The sequence below is a fragment of the Hymenobacter sp. YC55 genome, from assembly GCF_029433095.1.
Lineage (GTDB): Bacteria > Bacteroidota > Bacteroidia > Cytophagales > Hymenobacteraceae > Hymenobacter.
Window position 1 is genome coordinate 1,313,571 of the sequence record NZ_JARNTX010000002.1, and the last position, 17,146, is coordinate 1,330,716.

Annotated in this window: 17 protein-coding genes; 10 read left to right on the plus strand and 7 right to left on the minus strand. The window is 57.6% G+C overall.

Annotated features, from left to right (window positions below; genetic code table 11):
• The first annotated feature begins 198 nt into the window (after positions 1-198).
• The 5 genes from P1X16_RS18785 to P1X16_RS18805 all read left to right on the plus strand — a co-directional run bounded on the left by P1X16_RS18785 (position 199) and on the right by P1X16_RS18805 (position 4,837).
• A complete protein-coding gene (locus tag P1X16_RS18785) occupies positions 199-1,173 on the plus strand; it encodes an alpha/beta hydrolase (protein WP_277232134.1) in 975 nt (324 codons plus the stop codon).
• A 140-nt stretch (positions 1,174-1,313) separates the two neighbouring features.
• Positions 1,314-1,772 (plus strand): DUF4174 domain-containing protein, encoded by a 459-nt coding sequence (locus tag P1X16_RS18790; RefSeq protein ID WP_277232137.1) that lies wholly within the window; start codon positions 1,314-1,316, stop codon positions 1,770-1,772.
• A 72-nt stretch (positions 1,773-1,844) separates the two neighbouring features.
• Entirely contained in the window at positions 1,845-2,507 is a 663-nt protein-coding gene (locus P1X16_RS18795) for a DUF2461 domain-containing protein (RefSeq protein ID WP_277232139.1), read from the plus strand.
• Positions 2,508-2,590: 83 nt separating this feature from the next.
• The gene (locus P1X16_RS18800) at positions 2,591-3,757 is read left to right on the plus strand and encodes an NAD(P)/FAD-dependent oxidoreductase (protein WP_277232142.1); all 1,167 of its coding nucleotides are present in this window, start codon (positions 2,591-2,593) and stop codon (positions 3,755-3,757) included.
• 321 nt (positions 3,758-4,078) lie between these two features.
• A complete protein-coding gene (locus tag P1X16_RS18805; protein WP_277232144.1) occupies positions 4,079-4,837 on the plus strand; it encodes a J domain-containing protein in 759 nt (252 codons plus the stop codon).
• Positions 4,838-5,288: 451 nt separating this feature from the next.
• On the opposite strand, the gene P1X16_RS18810 is transcribed toward P1X16_RS18805, so the two are convergent.
• Positions 5,289-6,080: an SDR family oxidoreductase gene (locus P1X16_RS18810; RefSeq protein WP_277232146.1), complete on the minus strand. Its 792-nt coding sequence runs from the start codon at positions 6,078-6,080 to the stop codon at positions 5,289-5,291.
• Positions 6,081-6,246: 166 nt separating this feature from the next.
• Here P1X16_RS18810 and P1X16_RS18815 point away from each other — a divergent pair, with 166 nt between their 5' ends.
• Complete coding sequence (locus P1X16_RS18815; protein WP_277232150.1) at positions 6,247-6,735, plus strand: ankyrin repeat domain-containing protein; 489 nt, start codon at positions 6,247-6,249, stop codon at positions 6,733-6,735.
• 43 nt (positions 6,736-6,778) lie between these two features.
• Positions 6,779-7,186, plus strand: a complete 408-nt coding sequence (locus P1X16_RS18820; protein WP_277232153.1) for a DoxX family protein — start codon at positions 6,779-6,781, stop codon at positions 7,184-7,186.
• 293 nt (positions 7,187-7,479) lie between these two features.
• Here the strand turns inward: P1X16_RS18820 and P1X16_RS18825 are convergent, their stop codons facing one another.
• Both P1X16_RS18825 and P1X16_RS18830 read right to left on the minus strand, forming a co-directional pair.
• Complete coding sequence (locus P1X16_RS18825) at positions 7,480-7,767, minus strand: hypothetical protein (RefSeq protein ID WP_277232157.1); 288 nt, start codon at positions 7,765-7,767, stop codon at positions 7,480-7,482.
• A 98-nt stretch (positions 7,768-7,865) separates the two neighbouring features.
• Entirely contained in the window at positions 7,866-8,651 is a 786-nt protein-coding gene (locus P1X16_RS18830; RefSeq protein WP_277232159.1) for an HAD family hydrolase, read from the minus strand.
• 511 nt (positions 8,652-9,162) lie between these two features.
• Between P1X16_RS18830 and P1X16_RS18835 the strand changes: the two genes are divergently transcribed.
• From P1X16_RS18835 to P1X16_RS18845, 3 genes are all read left to right on the plus strand, one after another.
• Positions 9,163-10,350, plus strand: a complete 1,188-nt coding sequence (locus tag P1X16_RS18835; RefSeq protein WP_277232162.1) for an SDR family oxidoreductase — start codon at positions 9,163-9,165, stop codon at positions 10,348-10,350.
• 341 nt (positions 10,351-10,691) lie between these two features.
• Entirely contained in the window at positions 10,692-11,177 is a 486-nt protein-coding gene (locus P1X16_RS18840; RefSeq protein ID WP_277232166.1) for a hypothetical protein, read from the plus strand.
• Between the two features lie 164 nt (positions 11,178-11,341).
• A complete protein-coding gene (locus P1X16_RS18845; RefSeq protein ID WP_277232168.1) occupies positions 11,342-12,469 on the plus strand; it encodes an adenylate/guanylate cyclase domain-containing protein in 1,128 nt (375 codons plus the stop codon).
• Between the two features lie 88 nt (positions 12,470-12,557).
• Here the strand turns inward: P1X16_RS18845 and P1X16_RS18850 are convergent, their stop codons facing one another.
• The 4 genes from P1X16_RS18850 to P1X16_RS18865 all read right to left on the minus strand — a co-directional run bounded on the left by P1X16_RS18850 (position 12,558) and on the right by P1X16_RS18865 (position 17,001).
• Positions 12,558-13,136 carry a PepSY-associated TM helix domain-containing protein gene (locus P1X16_RS18850; RefSeq protein WP_277232171.1) on the minus strand — a complete coding sequence of 193 codons (579 nt, stop codon included), beginning with the start codon at positions 13,134-13,136 and terminating at the stop codon, positions 12,558-12,560.
• A complete protein-coding gene (locus P1X16_RS18855; protein ID WP_277232173.1) occupies positions 13,045-13,704 on the minus strand; it encodes a PepSY domain-containing protein in 660 nt (219 codons plus the stop codon). The genes P1X16_RS18850 and P1X16_RS18855 overlap by 92 nt, the downstream gene beginning before the upstream one ends.
• Before the next feature lie 10 nt (positions 13,705-13,714).
• Positions 13,715-16,111, minus strand: coding sequence for a TonB-dependent receptor (locus P1X16_RS18860; protein ID WP_277232176.1), 2,397 nt, complete (start codon positions 16,109-16,111; stop codon positions 13,715-13,717).
• A 455-nt stretch (positions 16,112-16,566) separates the two neighbouring features.
• A complete protein-coding gene (locus P1X16_RS18865) occupies positions 16,567-17,001 on the minus strand; it encodes a hypothetical protein (protein ID WP_277232179.1) in 435 nt (144 codons plus the stop codon).
• Positions 17,002-17,146 lie beyond the last annotated feature (145 nt).

Here is a 17,146-nt window from a genome sequence, read left to right on the forward strand (position 1 = left end):
ATAGTATGCGCGGCAGTGCGGAAGAAGGAGCAGCAATTTTCTACTAGATGCTAATCGAAAGCAAGACCAAGCGGGCCCGCAGCGTAGAGTACTGCCCGCTGGTAACGGCATCCTCTAGCTGAACAAGAAGGGTGGTTGTGTGAACAGATACGGCGGGTCTTGCCTAAGCTTTTTCCAGTTATTTCCGTATTCTTTACCATGGCTTCCTCTCCTGACCCCGACCCTGACACCTACTTACCTGACCCGCTAGGCCCCGATTTCGAGTTGCGCCATCTGCCGCAGTCTGCCGACTACGAGGGCCCGGTGCGGGCTACACTTGTGCGCTACCGTAAGCCGCCAGCCGCCACGCGCGCAGTCCTCTACGTCCACGGCTTCAACGACTACTTTTTCCAGCGCGACATGGCCACCGAGTATGCCGCGCACGGCTTCCGCTTTTATGCCCTTGACTTGCGCAAGTATGGCCGGGCCATCTTACGACACCAGCGCCCCAACAACGTCCGGGACCTAGCTGAATATTACGACGACCTCGACGCGGCTTTAGCCGTTATTCGGGCTGAGGGCAGCAGCACTATGGTGCTCAGCGGCCATTCTACGGGTGGGTTGATTATCTCGCTTTATGCCAAGGCCCGCCCAACGGCTGACCTGGCGGCGCTGGTCTTGAATAGCCCGTTTTTCGACTTGTTTCAGCCTTGGTATCGAAAGCTGAGTGTGCCGCTGGTAACTAGCCTCGGCGCCTTTCTGCCCGATTTGAAGCTGCCCGCCAGCCTCTCCGATACCTACGGCCAAAGCCTGCACCGGGCCTACCGCGGCCAGTGGGACTACGACTTGGCATGGAAACCCAACCGGGTATTCACAATCAATGCGGGCTGGCTGCGCGCCATCCGGCTCGGTCACCGGCAGATACGGCGCGGCCTCAACCTGCAACTACCGGTACTGGTGCTGCACTCCGACCGCACCGCCTACGGCCGCAAATGGTCTAATGATTTTCACCGTTCTGATATCGTGCTCGATGTAGCACACATCCGCCAGCTAAGTCCGCGGCTCGGCAGCAAGGTGACGGTGAAAGCCATAGAAGGTGGCATCCACGACTTGTTTCTGTCGGCTCCGGCGGTGCGGGCTGCCGCTTACCAAGCGGTGTTCGAGTGGCTGGAAGCAGTGTTGCCGCCAGCGTAAAAAGGGGAACTGCGTTGAAAGTAGTGGCGCCCTGATTAACCTCTTGTGCCTGCTTGGCTTCGAGAGGCTTAGTAGCAAACCTCAGCCTTTAGGGCCTGTTTCACGTTAGATACCTACTTCACTGGCTTTTCCACGTCACCATGCGCTTCACTTCTTTTGGCTGGCTGCTTGTACTTGGGGGCGTTTTTCTGTGCGCTGCTGTAGCGAAAGGGCAAACCACCACTTCGCCTAAAAGCTCCCTGACTACGCTGCTGAAAGCCAGCCGGTGGCAAAAACGAGTGCTGCTACTTTGCGCGCCCACAGCCACGGATGCCGATCTGCTGCGCCAACGCCAACTGCTGGCCCCCGCCCGCGCCGACCTCGATGCCCGCGACTTGCTGGTGCAGGAAGTGCTATTCAATCAACTCTCGCCTGCTGACAAAAAGTACCTCACTGAAAACCTCCGGGTTTCAACTACCGGTTTCACGGCGTTGCTTATCGGCAAGGATGGCGGCGCCAAGCGCCGCGAAACCGAGCCTGTAGCGCCAGCATCCCTGTTTTCAACCATTGATGTGATGCCGATGCGGCAGCAAGAAATGCGGCAAGCCAAGCGGCAGTAACGGTTGGAATGTTTGGTTTTGCCTTATACTCGCGGCCCTTTTTCGTTTGCTAATGGCCGCCAACTACTTTTCATGAACACGCCTCAACTCTACGATTTTCTTGCCGAACTCACGCAGCACAACGAGCGGGACTGGTTTCAGGACCACAAAGCCACCTACGACAAACTGCGGCCGGAATTTGAAGCAGCCGTAGGGCGCTGGTTGAAGCAAATGGCCGCGCACGACCCGGCATTGGTGGGTTTGGAACCCAAGCAGTGCATCTTCCGCATCTACCGCGACGTGCGCTTTTCCCGCAACAAGCGACCCTACAAAACGCATTTCAGCGCCTATTTCTCTGGCGGCGGCAAAAAAAGCAACAGCCCCGGCTACTACGTACAGCTAGGCCCCAACGGGCAAACCTTGTTGGCAGGCGGAATGTACGAGCCCGACAAGGAGCAACTGGCCCGTATCCGCCAGGAAATCGACTACAACAGCGCTGCGCTTTACAAGTTGCTGCAAGCACCGGAGTTCCGTCAATATTTTGCCGGGGTAGAAGGTGAAAAGCTGAAAAAGGCTCCCGCTGGCTACCCAACCGACCACCCCGAAATCGAGCTACTAAAGCACAAAAGCTTTATTGTAAGCCATTCTGTACCCGACGCTACCGCCCGCAAGCTCGACCTCGATACCTACGTGCCTACCGTTTTCCGTGCCATGCAGCCTTTCTGCGAGTTTTTGCAGGAAGCAATTGACGGCTAACGCTCAAGTGAAACCAGACAAAGCCCCGTTCCGCTCTTAACCTGAGTCAAGCAACAAGCCGCAACGGCGCAGTACCTTCGCCCGTGCCCGTTACCACCGAATACGACGTAGTTATTGTAGGAGCCGGGCCAGCGGGCACCGCTTGCGCGCTGGCCCTACGCCACAGCGGCAAGCGTGTAGCCCTGGTAGACAAAGCACAATTTCCGCGCGACAAAATCTGCGGCGACGCCATACCCAGTCCAACCCTCAAGCACCTCGCGCGTCTCGACCCCGGTTACGTCACCGAGCTGCGCACACTGCTGGCTTCGCACCAGGCACCAACCACGCACAGCCGTCTGCTGGCGCCGAGCGGCGAGGAACTGCGTATTGCCTGGCACAATCCCGCATTCAACAGTCCACGTCTGCACTTCGATGCAGCCCTGTTAACCCTGGTGCGCCGACACACCAACACGGAAATACTGGAAAACTACACTGTTCGCAGCCTGCAAACCGACAAACACGGTGTCACGCTAACGTCGGCCGATGCAGCCCAACCGCCACTCCGGGCAGCCCTCGTCATCGGCTGCGACGGGGCCAACTCCGTGGTGGCTCGTTCCCTCATGCCGCACGCTTCTCTCGACCGGGCTTACCATTGCGCCGCCGTACGAGCCTACTACAAAGCCGTTGCTGATGCCCCCGAAGACACTTCGGATTTCTACTTTTTGCGCGAATACCGGGCCGGGTACTGTTGGGTGTTCCCGGTGGGCGGTGGCGTGTACAATGTAGGTTTCGGAGTGCTGTCGGAGGAAGTGGCCGCCCGGCGCCTCAACCTAAAACACGAACTGAGCGAGCTACTAGCCAATCATCCGCACCTAGCGCCACGCTTTGCCCAGGCCGAGGCTCTCACACCTATTACGGGTTTTGGGCTCCCGTTGGGCGGTAGCAACCGCCCCGTGCACGGCCACCGCACACTGCTATGCGGCGATGCCGCCGCCCTCATCGATCCGTTGCAAGGACACGGCATCGACAAAGCGGTACATAGTGGCATATTGGCCGCAGCCCAGGTGCAGGCGTGCTTCGAGGCTCAGCGCTTTGATGCTGCATTCCTGGCTGCTTACGCGCAGCAAGTAGAGCGGTGGATTGGGCGAGAATTGGCTCAGCGCTACCGATTTATGCGTTTTATGGCCAGTAAGGCCTGGCTGGTAGACTTAGTGGTGCGGGCTGCCCACTGGCCTTGGCTGCGCCGAAAGCTACTACGCGCAGTAGGGTAGAGGGTAGCTTGCTTCGATTCGGTAATGCGCGTCGGTTCTTTGGTTCTAGAACCACGAACTCCACTGCTAAGGGTAGATGGTCGCTGGACCAAAGAGCGTATCTGGAAAGGCTAATGGAGTAGTGGCTAGATTATATGCAGTATAGAGATACTGCTTAGCCACGATGCTACTAGGCTAGCTGCTCGGTAGTTTGGGCGCTTTGTGTGTGGCCTTTCTTGAAGCTTTAAAAAGAAGATTGTAGAAACCGCAACGCCCGAATAAAGTGTTGCCATTGAGAGGGTTTCATCTTACTTTATGACTTCGGAAGGATAGCTACACTTTATGCAGAATTACTATTATATCCTGGGCGTTCCGAACACAGCTACCGTAGCTGAAATTGAGCGGGCGTACCGGCAGATGCACGCCCGCATGTACCGTCGGGCCACCGTTGATCCAGCCCTCAACGACCGACTCCAAGCGGCCTATGCAGGCTACCAGATTCTGGCCGACCCGCGCCGGCGCTGGGCCTACGACCGGCTGATGCAGCAGGAGCCCGAATCGTTTGCGCTGCCCGTCCGCCCTCCTGATCCAACTAAAGTACTGTTGGCGCGGGCTGCCCCCAAGGCCCGGTGGGTGAACTGGGCGCTACTCGCGTTTTGCTTGCTCCTAGCCCTCGATTGGGTGCTGCCCCTGCGCGAGTATGCCAACGAGCCGGTGCTAGAGCGCCAAATAGTTTCGATCAGTGTATCGGCCGCCAACCCTCAAATGGCTTACGACGTCTTCACGCCCAACACCAAGTTTCGGTTGCCTAGCGCCATTGGCCACCGGGCCCGCGAAGGCCAGTTCGTAACGGTGTGGCGAACGCCGCTGCTCCGGGTGGTCCGCAAAGTTAGTTCGCCTGCTTCCCCTGATGGTCCCGAACCCTTCGAGCCTTACGGCGGCGGTGTTTACAGTGGTCCCATGGCTTTGTTGCCCTTCGTGCTGATGGGGGTGGCCGTGGTAGGAGTCTTGCCCAAGCGTCCGGCTGAAGTACGCGTCAATACCGCGGTAGTGGGCATGCTGCTGTGGATAGTAGCCGTGGTGCTGATTCTTATTTATTGATCTGCAGAAGCTCTTTAACCTATTCTCGTCAGGCTAACCGGAATCGAAGTATTCCACGCACCGTCATGGCAACCCAACTAAAACGCCAGGCTTGATATGGCGTCTGTTAGTCGAAGCATCTGGCGTGTGCCATTGTTTATCCTACCGGTCTTGCTGCGCAGGTGGCGCATCAAGCCAAGGATGCAACGAAGCCGAAATGTCTCGTATGCTGACGTAGCCAAACTATATCGGTCATGCTGAGCGCAGCCGAAGCATCTCGCGTGCCGATGTTGTGATACTATTGTCATGCTGAGCGCAGCCGAAGCATCTCGCTCGACTCGTTGCACTGCTAAGAGGGTTTATCACACTAGCGAGATGCTTCGACTCCGCTCAGCATGACCATACTACGGCTTTGGTGCGTTTCCTTCGTTCAGCAAGACGGCAGGATAAACTAAATAGTGTGAGGGCAAGCTTAGCCAATGCTGCGAATTACGCCGCCATCTACCCGGACAGAGGCACCGTTGGTGGCAGACGCCAAGGGGCTGGCGAGGTAGGCTACCATATTCGCTACTTCGTCGGTGGTGGCGAAACGTTGGAGTAAGGAAGAGGGGCGAGCATTCTGGAAAAACTCGCGCTCTGCTTCCTCTTTGCTCTTGCCTTCGGCCGACATTTTCTGAATAAACTCTTCTACTCCCTCGGAGGCCGTAGGGCCCGGCAATACCGAGTTGACGGTCACGGCGGTGCCTTTGGTGAGTTCTGCCAGTCCGCGGGCCACGGCTAGCTGTGCCGTTTTGGTGGTGCCGTAATGAATCATTTCTTCCGGAATCTGTAGGCCCGATTCGCTGGAGATGAACAGGATGCGGCCCCACTTCTTGTCGAGCATCTGGGGGAAATACTGGCGCGAAAGCCGCACGCCGCTTAGCACGTTTACTTCAAAGAAGCGGAGCCAGTCTTCGTCAGGTATTTCAGCGAATGGCTTGGGCTCGAAGATGCCTACGTTGTTGACCAGAATGTCCACGGTAGGTACTTGAATGAGCAGGTAATCAATTTGCTCGGAGCGGCTGAAATCGACGGCGACGCCGCGCACGGTGGCGCCCGGTGTTTCGGCCAGAATAGTGGCCTTGGCTTCTTGCAAGCGTGCTTCGGTGCGGCCCGTCAAGATGATTTCGGCACCTTCGGCTGCCAGGCGGCGCGCAATGGCTAGCCCGATACCGGCCGTAGAGCCAGTAACTAACGCTACTTTGTTGGTGAGTTGCAGATCCATGTGGAAATGGGTGTTAAAATAAACCACCTGCTAAACGCATAAACTGCGCATTTGTCTGGTAGCAGGGTTCTTTTTCCACGGAGGTGCCACAAAGCCAGGGAAACAATCAATTTTCAATGGTTATCGTATTATCGCCAACTATTGATAGAAACTTTTCCGCTCGTACATGGATTTCACTTCCTCCCGTCCCGAAGACCTGCTGTTTGACGCCGCCCGCAAAGGCAATGTAGATGCTCTTAAAGCCATGCTGGCCGAAGGCGTCGACGTAAACACGCAGGATGGCAAAGGCTTCACTGCCCTCATTATTGCTGCCTACGACGGCCACCTCGAAGCCACCCGCCTGCTGCTCGAAGCTGGCGCCAACCCCAACGTGCACGATGCCAGCGGCAACACCGCCCTGATGGGCGTCAGCTTCAAAGGCTTTCCCGAAATAGCGCAGCTGCTCATCGAGCACGGTGCCGACCTCAACGCCCGCAACGGCAACGATGGCACGGCCCTCATGTTTGCCACACTGTTCGGCCGCCACAACATTGTGCCCGTATTACTGCAAGCCGGCGCCGATGCTTCCCTGCGCGACGTGCGCGGCCTCACGGCCCGCGACTTGGCTATTCAGCAAGGCAACGAAGTAGCCCTTGGTCTACTGCCTCAAGAATAAACACGACATGTAGCATCTAAGAACACCCTAGCTGATTGTAGTTATGAACGACTCCGTAGCCCGCTTCGCTCCCTATGCTTTTGCCCTGCTACGCATTGTGGTGGGAGTCCTTTTTGCTATGCACGGCAGCCAAAAGTTGTTTGGGGTTCCCGGCGACAAGCCACCCATGGAGTTGGCCTCGCTGATAGGAGTGGCCGGTATCATCGAGTTTGCCGGTGGTATATTGATTGCTATTGGCTTGCTAACACGCTTTGCGGCCTTTATTGCCAGTGGCACCATGGCCGTGGCGTATTTTATGGCGCACGCCCCCAAGGGGCTCCTGCCCATCATCAACCAGGGCGAGCCAGCGGTGGTGTACTGCTTTGTGTTTCTCTACATCTGGGCGCACGGCCCCGGTGTTTGGAGCATCGACCGGATGCTGCGGGGCAACCGTACCGCACCGGCAGTATAAACGGCAAGCCACACCTGACACAGTTAAAGCATAAGCCCACCGGCCCCAATTTGGGAGGTCGGTGGGCTTATGCTTTAGCTCGACTACATTCACTGCAAGCCCGCGCCAAAGACGACTTTATTCCGCAAAACGTGCTTTTCTTTCAAACCCATTCCTCTAACCTTCCCTGCGAAGACGAGGATGCCGCCAAGAACAACTGGCGAGCCAAGGCCTAGCCTCTTAAAATCAAACAGCCCGGTCCGGCAACTTGCCGGACCGGGCTGTTTATGTTGTTGCGTAATGCTAGTTGAAGCCTAGGGTATAGGCTGCCACGTTACGTCGGCCACGGCGGCAGTATTAGTGGAGAGGTATTGATCGTAGAGGTCCTGTGCCGTGCCCTGGTCTGGCTCGCTGCCATCAGAGCGCAGCACGAGCAGCAAGTCGTTGGGTGTCAGATTTAGCTGCTGCATGAGTTGCTGCCGCAGTTCGGGTGTAGCGTTCGGCAGCCCGTCTTGCAGCTTCACAACCGTTACGAATTGCCCGTCTTGCTTTATTTGGGTGTATACGCCCGAGGGGCCACTGGAAAAAGTGTCTCTGCTCATGAGAAAGGGTTTAGAAAGGACACTTAGGATACGTAAGGCAAGCAAATGTGGCGTATCTTTTTGCTTGCTCGATGCGCAGACTATGCTTGTACCAAGAGCTACCCTTTGTTGACGAAGTCGGCATCTTCACCGATGGGCAAGGGCACCGGCCCCGTAATCTTCAACAGAACTTCGGACAGGGGTTCAAGGCTGGTAATTTCGTCGACGTGGGGTAGGGCGCGGGTGCCGCCGAAGCGGTTCAGCCACACCGGGCGAATACCCATATCCAGCGCCCCCACTACGTCGGCCAGCCAATTGTCGCCCACCATTACGGCTTCGGCGGGGCTACCCTGTAGGCGCTCCAGCGCTACCTGATAAATGCGAGGGTTGGGCTTGGTGGCCCCCACGTCTTCCGACGTGATGAGGGCGTCTATCAGGTGGGTCATGCCGAGCTGCGCCAGTTTTTCCTTTTGCTCCGAAGTGCGGTTGTTGGTAACTATCCCAACTCGGAAGTGTGGTTTCAGGGCCTCCAGCAGTGGTAAGGCTCCCGGCACTGGCCGGCGCAGGCTTTGGTAGTGGCCGTAGTGACGGTGCGCAAACTGCTCGGCTTCCGCATTGGAGGCACCTAACCCATACGGCGCGAGCAGCCGTTGAAAACGCAGGCGGCGCGCCTCTTCATAGCTATAGCGCCCCGCCAGCACCTGCGGATGCATTTCCTCGAGTATCTCGCTGTACTGCTGATACAGTTGCTCTAGGTCCACACCCTGAAACTCGGGTAGGCCTGCTGTAGAGACAGCCAAAGCTGCCCGCGCAGTGTTGGCGTGGTCGAAGAGGGTATCATCTAAATCGAAAAGAACGACAGTCGGGCGAACGAAATGCAGCGGTGATTCCGGCTGTGACGGCATAAAAGGAGTGTTTTGATGGAAGCCTACCGAGTAGTCGGAGTGGGTTTTGCTACGCAATAGTAGGTAGCTAGCACTCCAAAGGTTGCACGCAGAGCATCCATCCGCCGTTGGAGGCTGTAGTGCGAAGCTTGTGCTTCGCGTGCCATTGCCCGATCTGAGTCAGGCCCCGGCCACAACCTGGTTCCACAAAACGCGAAGCACAAGCTTCGCGCTACAGCCTCCAACGGCGGATGGATGCAGAAGTGGATTTCAAGGGAAATGTTCTGAAGAAAGCAAAGGCGAAACCAAGATATCAGCAACGGTGGTGGCTGATGAAGGTGCTTGGCAAATAACTGAAGCTCAGCTGTTACGCTTAACTGGGCCATATCTTCGTCGCCGGGTCTGCGTATGTAATTTTCTTGATTGGCTACGGCAACAGTAGCCCGTCAACTCCGCTTCAGCACTAGCCTGTAGGTATGGTAACGGAGCTGTGAACGGAATGTGTGGTTTCACGATGTAAACAAACAAACGAATGACCCCCAACCTCAAGCCCCTAAAGCAACAAACCATTGTCATTACCGGCGCCAGTAGTGGCATCGGGCTGGCTACGGCCAGAATGGCCGCCAAAAAAGGCGCACAGCTTGTGCTGGCTGCCCGCAACGAAACCGAGCTACACCACATCGAGCAGCAACTCCAGGAGCAAGGCGCGCGCGTAGTAGCCGTAGCCGCCGACGTGGCCATCCGCGAAGACATTGAGCGGATTGCTGAAACGGCCATTCAGCATTTCGGTGGCTTCGATACCTGGGTCAACGACGCCGGCATTTCTATTTGGGGCCGCTTGGAAGAAGTAAGCGACGAAGACAACCGCCGCTTGTTTGAAACCAATTTCTGGGGCATGAACTACGGCTCGTTGGCTGCCGCCCGGCACCTCAAGCAGCGCGGCGGCGCCATCATCAACGTGGGCAGTGTGGCCTCCGATGTGGCTTTTCCGCTGCAAGGCATGTACTGTGCCAGCAAGCACGCCATCAAAGGCTTCACCGATGCGCTGCGTCTGGAACTGGAAGAAGAAGGTGCCCCCATTTCGGTAACCCTTATCAAGCCAGCCGCCATTAATACGCCTTTCCCGCAGCACGCCCGCAACTACATGGACAAGGAGCCCAAGCTGCCGCCGCCCGTTTACGAGCCGGAAGAAGTAGCCAACGCCATTCTGTACGCCGCCGAGCATCCCGAGCGCGACATCTACATCGGTGGGGGTGGAAAGGTGATGAGCTCCTTCAACAAGCACGCGCCCCGGGCCATGGACAAGATGAGCGAGGGAATGATGTTCAAAGAGCAAAAGCGCGACGAACTGCCCCGTAACCCCCAAGGCGCCCTGCACCACGCTGGCGACGATGGCCACGTACACGGCGACCATCCCGGCTACGTTATGAAAACCAGCCTCTACACCCGCGCCAACAGCAACCCCGTGCTGAAAAATACCTTGCTGGCTGCCGCCACGGCCGCTGCTACCTGGTGGCTGCTTGGCAAGCGCGACGCCAACAAGACGAAGATAGCCGCCGTAACGACCGACAGCACGACAACCAGTAACACCACGCTAGCTAGCACCATCTCTACAAGCAGTGCCAGGCTTACCACGCCCCACATCGAAGACCACGGTACTCTCGCCACGCACCACGAAACAATTCCACTCTCGACCACAGGTAGCACAGTTATTCCCTAACGGGAGGGCTGAAAAGTCAGCAACGCCCGCGTCGCTCTTGTTGGAGTGGCGCGGGCGTTCTGTTTACTAGCGTGTGTCACCTTATGGGTTGCTTGGGCTCCTCCTAAATAGGCATGCGTAGGTGGAAAGCTGTGTGGTCTGCATCTTGTATAAACTACTGCGCTGTTTTCGGCCACTATGCTCAGGTCGAAAGGTCGAATGAACTAAGTAGTTGGTCGATTCTTTCGGGCTTTTGATGGAACGTGGCCCACCTTGGCGCAAACAGGCATTGGGTTTGAATGAAGGAGCTCAGAACGCAACGTTCAGCACACCTTCGAAACAGACTTCAACTCCACTCCATCATGAAAAAGCAACTTTTTAGTTTCGCCCTTCTTCTCAGCCTTGGTGCTTCTTTCGGCAGCAGTTCCTTCGCCGCTACTACGGCCGCCGTTGGCCAGGAGCAGCGTCAGGACCGTGACCACGACAAAGACAAAGACCATCGGCATGGAAAAGGGGAGCGTGGTGCCCAATTCCAGCAGCGCCGCATCGAGGCCATGACCAAAGAACTTGGTTTGAGCAGCAAGCAAAAGTCGAAAGTCGAGAAGATCTTTCAGGAGCAACAGCAGCAGATGCAAGCCCTGCGTAGCCGCTCCGGCAACGACCGCAGCCAACTGCGAGCCGAAGCCAAACGCATCCACGAGAGCACCGACAAAAAGCTCAAAGATGCCTTGTCGAAGAAGCAATACGCTCAGCTTGAAGCCAAGCGCCAAGAGCGCCAGCGCCAGATGTTCGACCGCCAGAACAACCAGCGCGGCAACGACCGTCGCGACTTTGGCCGCCGCAGCTAAGCTGCCGTTCTTCTCGTGTAGCAACCCGCTTTGTCCGCGTTCGGATGAGGCGGGTTGTTTGCTTTTATATCTACACTTATTGATATACCAAGTATTTGAGGTATAATTTCGTCTTGATACATAGCGGTGGCGGCTGCTCCGCTGTAGGTTAACTTAGTGCGCTTATGTCTACTGTCAGTGCTTCTGCCGCACGTAGAGCCCGTTTTTGGGCCACGCGACGCCATGTCTTCCAAACGGTTGGAAGTATTGGGGTGGTATTTGTTGGGGTACTCGAAGCCATGGCCCTGCTGCTGTGGGTGCCGCGGCAGGCACTGTTGCTCCTGGCACTGGTTGGCCTCCCTATTGGGCTGATCCTGGGCGTGTTGGAGGTGGTGGTGTTTCCGGCTCTGGTGCAGCGCCTGAAGCTGCATCTGGCTACGCTGCTGCAAGGCTTGGCCCATTTGCTGTTGCTGAGCGTGCTCTATGGGGCTATTATGTGGGTGGCTCACGTACTCGATTTGCCGCAGCTCTGGATACCGCCCACGGGCAAGACTCCCGGCCCAGTGCAGAACGCGCTGCGAGTATTCATGATTTACTTGTTTGGGGGATTCGTGACAACGCTGTTGCGCCAGTTGCTGTTGCGCATGGACCGCCGCCGCCTGATGCAGCTGCTAGCAGGCCACTATCAGCAGCCCGTTACCGAAGACCGCATCTTCCTGTTCGTGGACTTGAAAGGCTCAACCCGCCTGGCCGAAACCCTCGGCAACGACCAATACAGCCGCTTTGTGCGCGACTTCTTTTCCGATGTTAGCGTGGCTATTGAGGCTACCCGGGGCGAGGTGTACCAATACGTCGGCGACGAAGTAGTGGTGACGTGGCCTTCCAAGCTGGGTGTGGCACATGCGAACTGCCTGCACTGCTTTTTCAAAATGCAGCACCGCATTGAAGAGCGCCGCGGCCACTACTTGCGCAAATACGGGGTGGTGCCCGAGTTCAAGGCCGGCGCCCACGGTGGGCGCGTCACTACGGTGCTGGTTGGCACGGCGCACCGCGAGCTAGTCTACCACGGCGACGTGCTCAACACCACGGCTCGCATTCAGGCGCAATGCAATGCGCTGGGTAGCAAGTTCCTGATTTCGGCTAGCCTTTATCAGCAGATAGGAGCGTATCCGGAATACCATTTCACCCTGCTTGGCAGCCACCAACTGCGGGGCAAAGCCGGCGCTACCGAGCTGGTCGATGTACAGAAGCAGGTTTCTTTCCGGCCAATTCAAGCGGAAGTGGTGGAAAGCAGTTGGCCCGCCGGCAACTAGGGTAGCTGCGGCATGCTGTGCCAGGAAAGACTGTACTAGGGTTATTCACTTCGCCGCCAAACACCCACTCTGTAGAGCACAGTGCTTACTACCTAACCGGCCGCATGCCATTAGTTGTTGGCGGAGTGATTTGCGAAGGGCGCTGACTCGTTGGTTTGATGGCCGGTTGGCGGCGCCACCAAAGTAGAAAGCCCGTGAGGCTAAGTAAGGCGGGGGAGAGGCCACCCAGCGCCCAGAAAACCTTCACCAGCCACCCGCCAAACTGGCCGAAGTGCAGGGTGAAAGCCACCAGCTCAGCCCGCTCGCCTAAGGAGGCCTGGCGCACGTCGGGGGCCGCGAGGACCCGGCCAGTCCGCGCTGACAGCTCTATGGTTTCACTGAAATTCCCGTAAAGCGGGCTGCTGGTGAGGCGCCCCAGGGCCCGGACCACCGTATCGGCAGGGGATTTGGGTAGTGCCATGCCTTGCAGCTCGAAACCTGGCACAGCCTGTGTTGCCCGGCGCGCCAGCGTATCGAGCGGCACTTCTACAGCTGGCTGAATTTGCAAGGATACTTCCGTTTCAGCCTGGTAAGTGCTAGGCTGAAACGCCGCGCGCAGCATCCACGCGCCACTTCCTGCCAGCACCAAGTTGAACACCAGGCTCCAAACGCCAACTATTCGGTGCAAACCAGAGGAAGCGGTGCGCCAGTTTTTCCAGTTGAGGCGCTGCCGGAGCAGCAATACCGGTAGTTAGGTGCTTGCGGTATACCACTGCCCCCGTGAGCACACTCAGTACTAAGGCCAGCCCCAGCAGCGCCACCACTAACTCGCCAGCTTTGCCCGCCAGCAGGCTGTAATGCAGGCCTAGCAGCCAGCCGAAGAAATGCGCCCGCGCATTGCGCTGACCTAGATAGCGAGCTGTGTATGGGTCGAAGTAAGCCAGCGTCCAGGTGTGGTCGGGCTGGTCAACGCTGACCTCGATGGCATCTGTGGGAGTAGCGGAAATACGCCGCAGGCGCAGGTAAGCCGGCTGGGGAAACCGTTGCCGCGCCGCCGTCAGCACCCCGTCCAAAGAAGGTCGGGCGCCAGGCGGCGCGGCTACTGTCAGCAGGTGCGGGTTTAGGGTGTGGTCGAGTTCGGGCTCGAAAAGCAGGGCTACCCCGCTCAAACTCACCACCAGTAACAGCCCTCCCGTCAGCAGGCCCAGCCAACTGTGCAGCGCAAACAGGCGGCGGGTAAGAGCAGAGCGAGCCATGCAACAGCAGTTAGAACGTGTAGCCGGCTGTCAGGCGAAATGAGCGGCCGTTGCCCACCCACACGATGTCCCGGAAAAAGACGCCCGAGTAATAGCGGGTGTCGGCGAGGTTGTACAGGTTCAAGGCCAACGACACGTTCTGGCGCTGGTAGTTCAGCACCGCGTCGAAGGTGGTGTAGGCCGGAATCGAGAAGCCAGAGTCGAAGCTGTAGCGCTTGCCCACGTGGTAGGCGCCCCCCCCGAAGCCAAGGCCGGTCAGCGTGCCGCGCTGTAGCGTGTACACCGCCCATGCGTTGCCGGTGTGGTTGGGCGCATTCTCGAACCAGGGCGAGCCATAAGGCTGGTCGGGGTTGCCGTTTTTGGTGATGCGCGCTTCGTTGTAAGCGTAATTAGCAAGTAAGTTCAGGCCGGGCAGCACGCGGCCCGTTACCGATACTTCCACGCCTTTGCTGGTCGCTTCGTTGCCGGCAATCTGCCGTTGCCCGTCTGGGTCGGTGGGGTCAGTGGTAAGAATGTTCACCTTACGGATGCGGTAAAACGCCAACGAACCCACCAAGCGGCGGCCCAGCAACTCGGTACGGGCTCCTACTTCCCATTGCCGGCCGGTTTCGGGGTCGAAGGGGCCACCGGCGCGGGGCAGGTTGGAATATTGGGGCTCGAAGCTCTGGCTGTAAGAGCCGTACAAGCTCAACTCGGGCAGGGGCTGGTACACCAGCCCGGCGCGGGGCACCAAGGCCGAGGCCGACGACGTGTCCCGCGTCAGCACTACGGTTGCCGCGGGGTCGGAAACCTGCTCGGTGCGGTCCTGGTCGAGGCTGGTGGTGCGGTAATAGTCGTAGCGCAAACCCAACACCGCTTTGAGCTGAGGCGTGAGCGTGAGTTGGTCCTGCACGTAGCCCCCAATGAAGTTGGTGGGGTTGTCGTAGCGGGCATTGTAGCCTTCTCCGCGGTAGGCCCGGCGGTCGGTTTGGCCGTATTGAGGGTTGAAGATGTTGAGGCCCGGCACGCCGTCGTAGCTCTGCGCATAGTCGTAGCCGTTGGCAGAGTGGCCGTAGTCTACGCCCGCCAGAATGGTGTGCTCCACTGGCCCGGTGGTCGGCTTCCAAGTGAGGTAGCCGTTCACGAAAGCATCCTGCGTCACGTTGTCGAAGTCGCGGAAGTGGCGGCCGATGGTTTGCGTGGCCGGGTTGTAGCTGCGGCGGTTGATGTGGTGGTACTGCTGAATGGAGTGATAGTAGCTGTAGCGGCCCAGCACGTTCACCGAAAGCTTGTCGGAGAGGCGGTGCTGGCCTAGCAGCTGCACATTGGCAATGCGGTCAGACCCTTTGTCGTTGGAGTCGTGGTGGCTCCAGTCGCGCGGCAGCACGCTCACGTCGCCTTCCACGGCCATGATGCCCCGGTTGTACCAGGTGCCGCCATCTTCGTTTTGCAGAAAGTAGGAAGTGGTCAGGGTAAGCGTTGTACCGTCCTTGGGACGAAACGTGAAGGACGGATTGATAAAGACGTTGCGGGTTTTCCAGTCGCGCATTTGGTGGTCGGTACGCTCGGCACCCGCCACCACTCGGTACAGCCACTTACCGTCCGGACTTAGCGGGCCGGTAGCGTCGGCCACGCCGCGCAGCTGGTTGTAGCTGCCATAAGTAAGGCGTACTTCGCGGCGGGCTGTGGCCTCGGGCAGCTTGGTGGTTTGGTTGATGATGCCTCCCGGAGCAGCAAAGCCATAAAGCACCGAGGCGGGGCCTTTAATAGCCTCTACGCTTTCTAAATTGTAGGTAGGCTGGGGCGTGTACGAAGAGCCGCCTAGGCGCTGGCCGTTGTAAGCGAAATTGCCGGTCGTGGACCGGAAGCCGCGCATAGTAAAGTCGTTGTAGCCCCCAAACTGGTTGATACCGGCAAAGTTGCGGATGCTTTCTTGCAGCAGTTGTACCTGCTGGTCGCGCAACACGGCTTCGGGCAGCACCTGCACACTCTGCGGAATATCGCGCAAGGGGGTTTCGGAGCGGGTAGCAATGTTGGTGGCGTCGCGCTGATAGGCCGTGTAGCTGCGGCCTAATACCGTCACTTCGTTTAGGTTGGTAGCACTTGCAGCCAGCTGTATAGCAACGGGGGCATTTTGCCCGGCTTTCACTTCCACCGTCTGCTCGTAGGGCGTGTAGCCCACACCTTGCACTACCAGCGTATACGTGCCTGCTGGTACCCGTTCCAGGCGGTAGCGGCCTTGTTCGTCAGCGGTGGTGCCCTGGTTGGTGCCTTGCAAGGCCACCGTGACAAAACCAGCTGGCTGACCGTCGCTACGCCGGACTTGGCCCGTTATCGTACCGAAATCCCCGCTGGCAGCATGTAAGTTGACTGCCAGTAACAGCAGCCACAGCCAAAAACCACAACGCAGTGAAAAAGACTTGTTCATGCTTATATAGAATTGTTCTTGATAGCACAAAGTACTATCATTTAGCTGAACAATTCAATAGCTATTTGGAATTAGTATAAATAACGGAATAGGCAAAGACATCATTACACCTTGGCCTTTTCACTTCCTACACTACATGCACGTAACCAACCGTAACGCGTCAGCAAACCGGGTGGCTTGTATGGTTACAGCAGCCGCTGCCTAGTAAGTGGCGGTTCCAGCAAAAGCCATTGAGTTCATGGCGAACAGACAAGTTGAACCGGATGGCGGTACGAGAATAGTCGTCAGCTGCGAAGGGACATATTCCTTTGTTGCCACTGTTCTTAAAGCAGTTGCCATTACCTAATTAGCGCTTCTCTTCTTGTGGTGTGCTAGCAGGACTCTAGTTAAAGCAGTTTGCTACCGCAACAGGCTCAAACGAAACCAGCCCGCTGTAGGGCGGGCTGGCGTATGGTTTATAAGATGGTGGCGCTATCTAGTTGTACTAGTTCTGCCACTATCCCCGGCAATAGAGTTCGAGTTAGTAGCTGCGCTATGTTTTTGGGCAGCTCGGCCACTAGGAGCGGCCGAAGCGGCCGAGCCACCAAGTGGTAGCGCGTATCGGCCCGCTCGTGCAGGTGGGTTTTCTCGAACGAGAACAGCCCCCGTCGGGCATAGCGTCCAACGCTCCGGTAGCTGCTCGCTTCTTCCGCGCCACTCACTACCTCCGCCACCTCAAGTTCCGGCAGCATCAGGAAATACTGGTGCAGTTCCAGCAGCACCTCCTGCGAAGCCGCCACCGACTCCGGCAGTATACCGCCGCCCGATGCTACGTGGATAACGTGGCCGTTCCCATCAGTAGCAAACCAGTCGATGTCGGCGTCTTCTTGGTCTATTTCGTCGATGCGCATGAAATCTGAATTGGTTGGTACGCTTGCAAGGGCGCCTAAAGTGGATTTTTTAATTTGTGTATAGTTACGTTGCGCACCCCACCCCCGGCTCACCTCGCTTCATGCACGACATCCTCCGGAAGAGGGGCACCAACTTAAAAGCCAT

Coding starts and splice junctions, on each gene's coding strand:
- P1X16_RS18785 (WP_277232134.1), top strand. CDS start 199: ATGGCTTCCTCTCCTGACCCCGACCCTGACACCTACTTACCTGACCCG.
- P1X16_RS18790 (WP_277232137.1), top strand. CDS start 1,314: ATGCGCTTCACTTCTTTTGGCTGGCTGCTTGTACTTGGGGGCGTTTTT.
- P1X16_RS18795 (WP_277232139.1), top strand. CDS start 1,845: ATGAACACGCCTCAACTCTACGATTTTCTTGCCGAACTCACGCAGCAC.
- P1X16_RS18805 (WP_277232144.1), top strand. CDS start 4,079: ATGCAGAATTACTATTATATCCTGGGCGTTCCGAACACAGCTACCGTA.
- P1X16_RS18810 (WP_277232146.1), bottom strand. CDS start 6,080: ATGGATCTGCAACTCACCAACAAAGTAGCGTTAGTTACTGGCTCTACG.
- P1X16_RS18815 (WP_277232150.1), top strand. CDS start 6,247: ATGGATTTCACTTCCTCCCGTCCCGAAGACCTGCTGTTTGACGCCGCC.
- P1X16_RS18820 (WP_277232153.1), top strand. CDS start 6,779: ATGAACGACTCCGTAGCCCGCTTCGCTCCCTATGCTTTTGCCCTGCTA.
- P1X16_RS18825 (WP_277232157.1), bottom strand. CDS start 7,767: ATGAGCAGAGACACTTTTTCCAGTGGCCCCTCGGGCGTATACACCCAA.
- P1X16_RS18830 (WP_277232159.1), bottom strand. CDS start 8,651: ATGCCGTCACAGCCGGAATCACCGCTGCATTTCGTTCGCCCGACTGTC.
- P1X16_RS18835 (WP_277232162.1), top strand. CDS start 9,163: ATGACCCCCAACCTCAAGCCCCTAAAGCAACAAACCATTGTCATTACC.
- P1X16_RS18840 (WP_277232166.1), top strand. CDS start 10,692: ATGAAAAAGCAACTTTTTAGTTTCGCCCTTCTTCTCAGCCTTGGTGCT.
- P1X16_RS18845 (WP_277232168.1), top strand. CDS start 11,342: ATGTCTACTGTCAGTGCTTCTGCCGCACGTAGAGCCCGTTTTTGGGCC.
- P1X16_RS18855 (WP_277232173.1), bottom strand. CDS start 13,704: ATGGCTCGCTCTGCTCTTACCCGCCGCCTGTTTGCGCTGCACAGTTGG.
- P1X16_RS18860 (WP_277232176.1), bottom strand. CDS start 16,111: ATGAACAAGTCTTTTTCACTGCGTTGTGGTTTTTGGCTGTGGCTGCTG.
- P1X16_RS18865 (WP_277232179.1), bottom strand. CDS start 17,001: ATGCGCATCGACGAAATAGACCAAGAAGACGCCGACATCGACTGGTTT.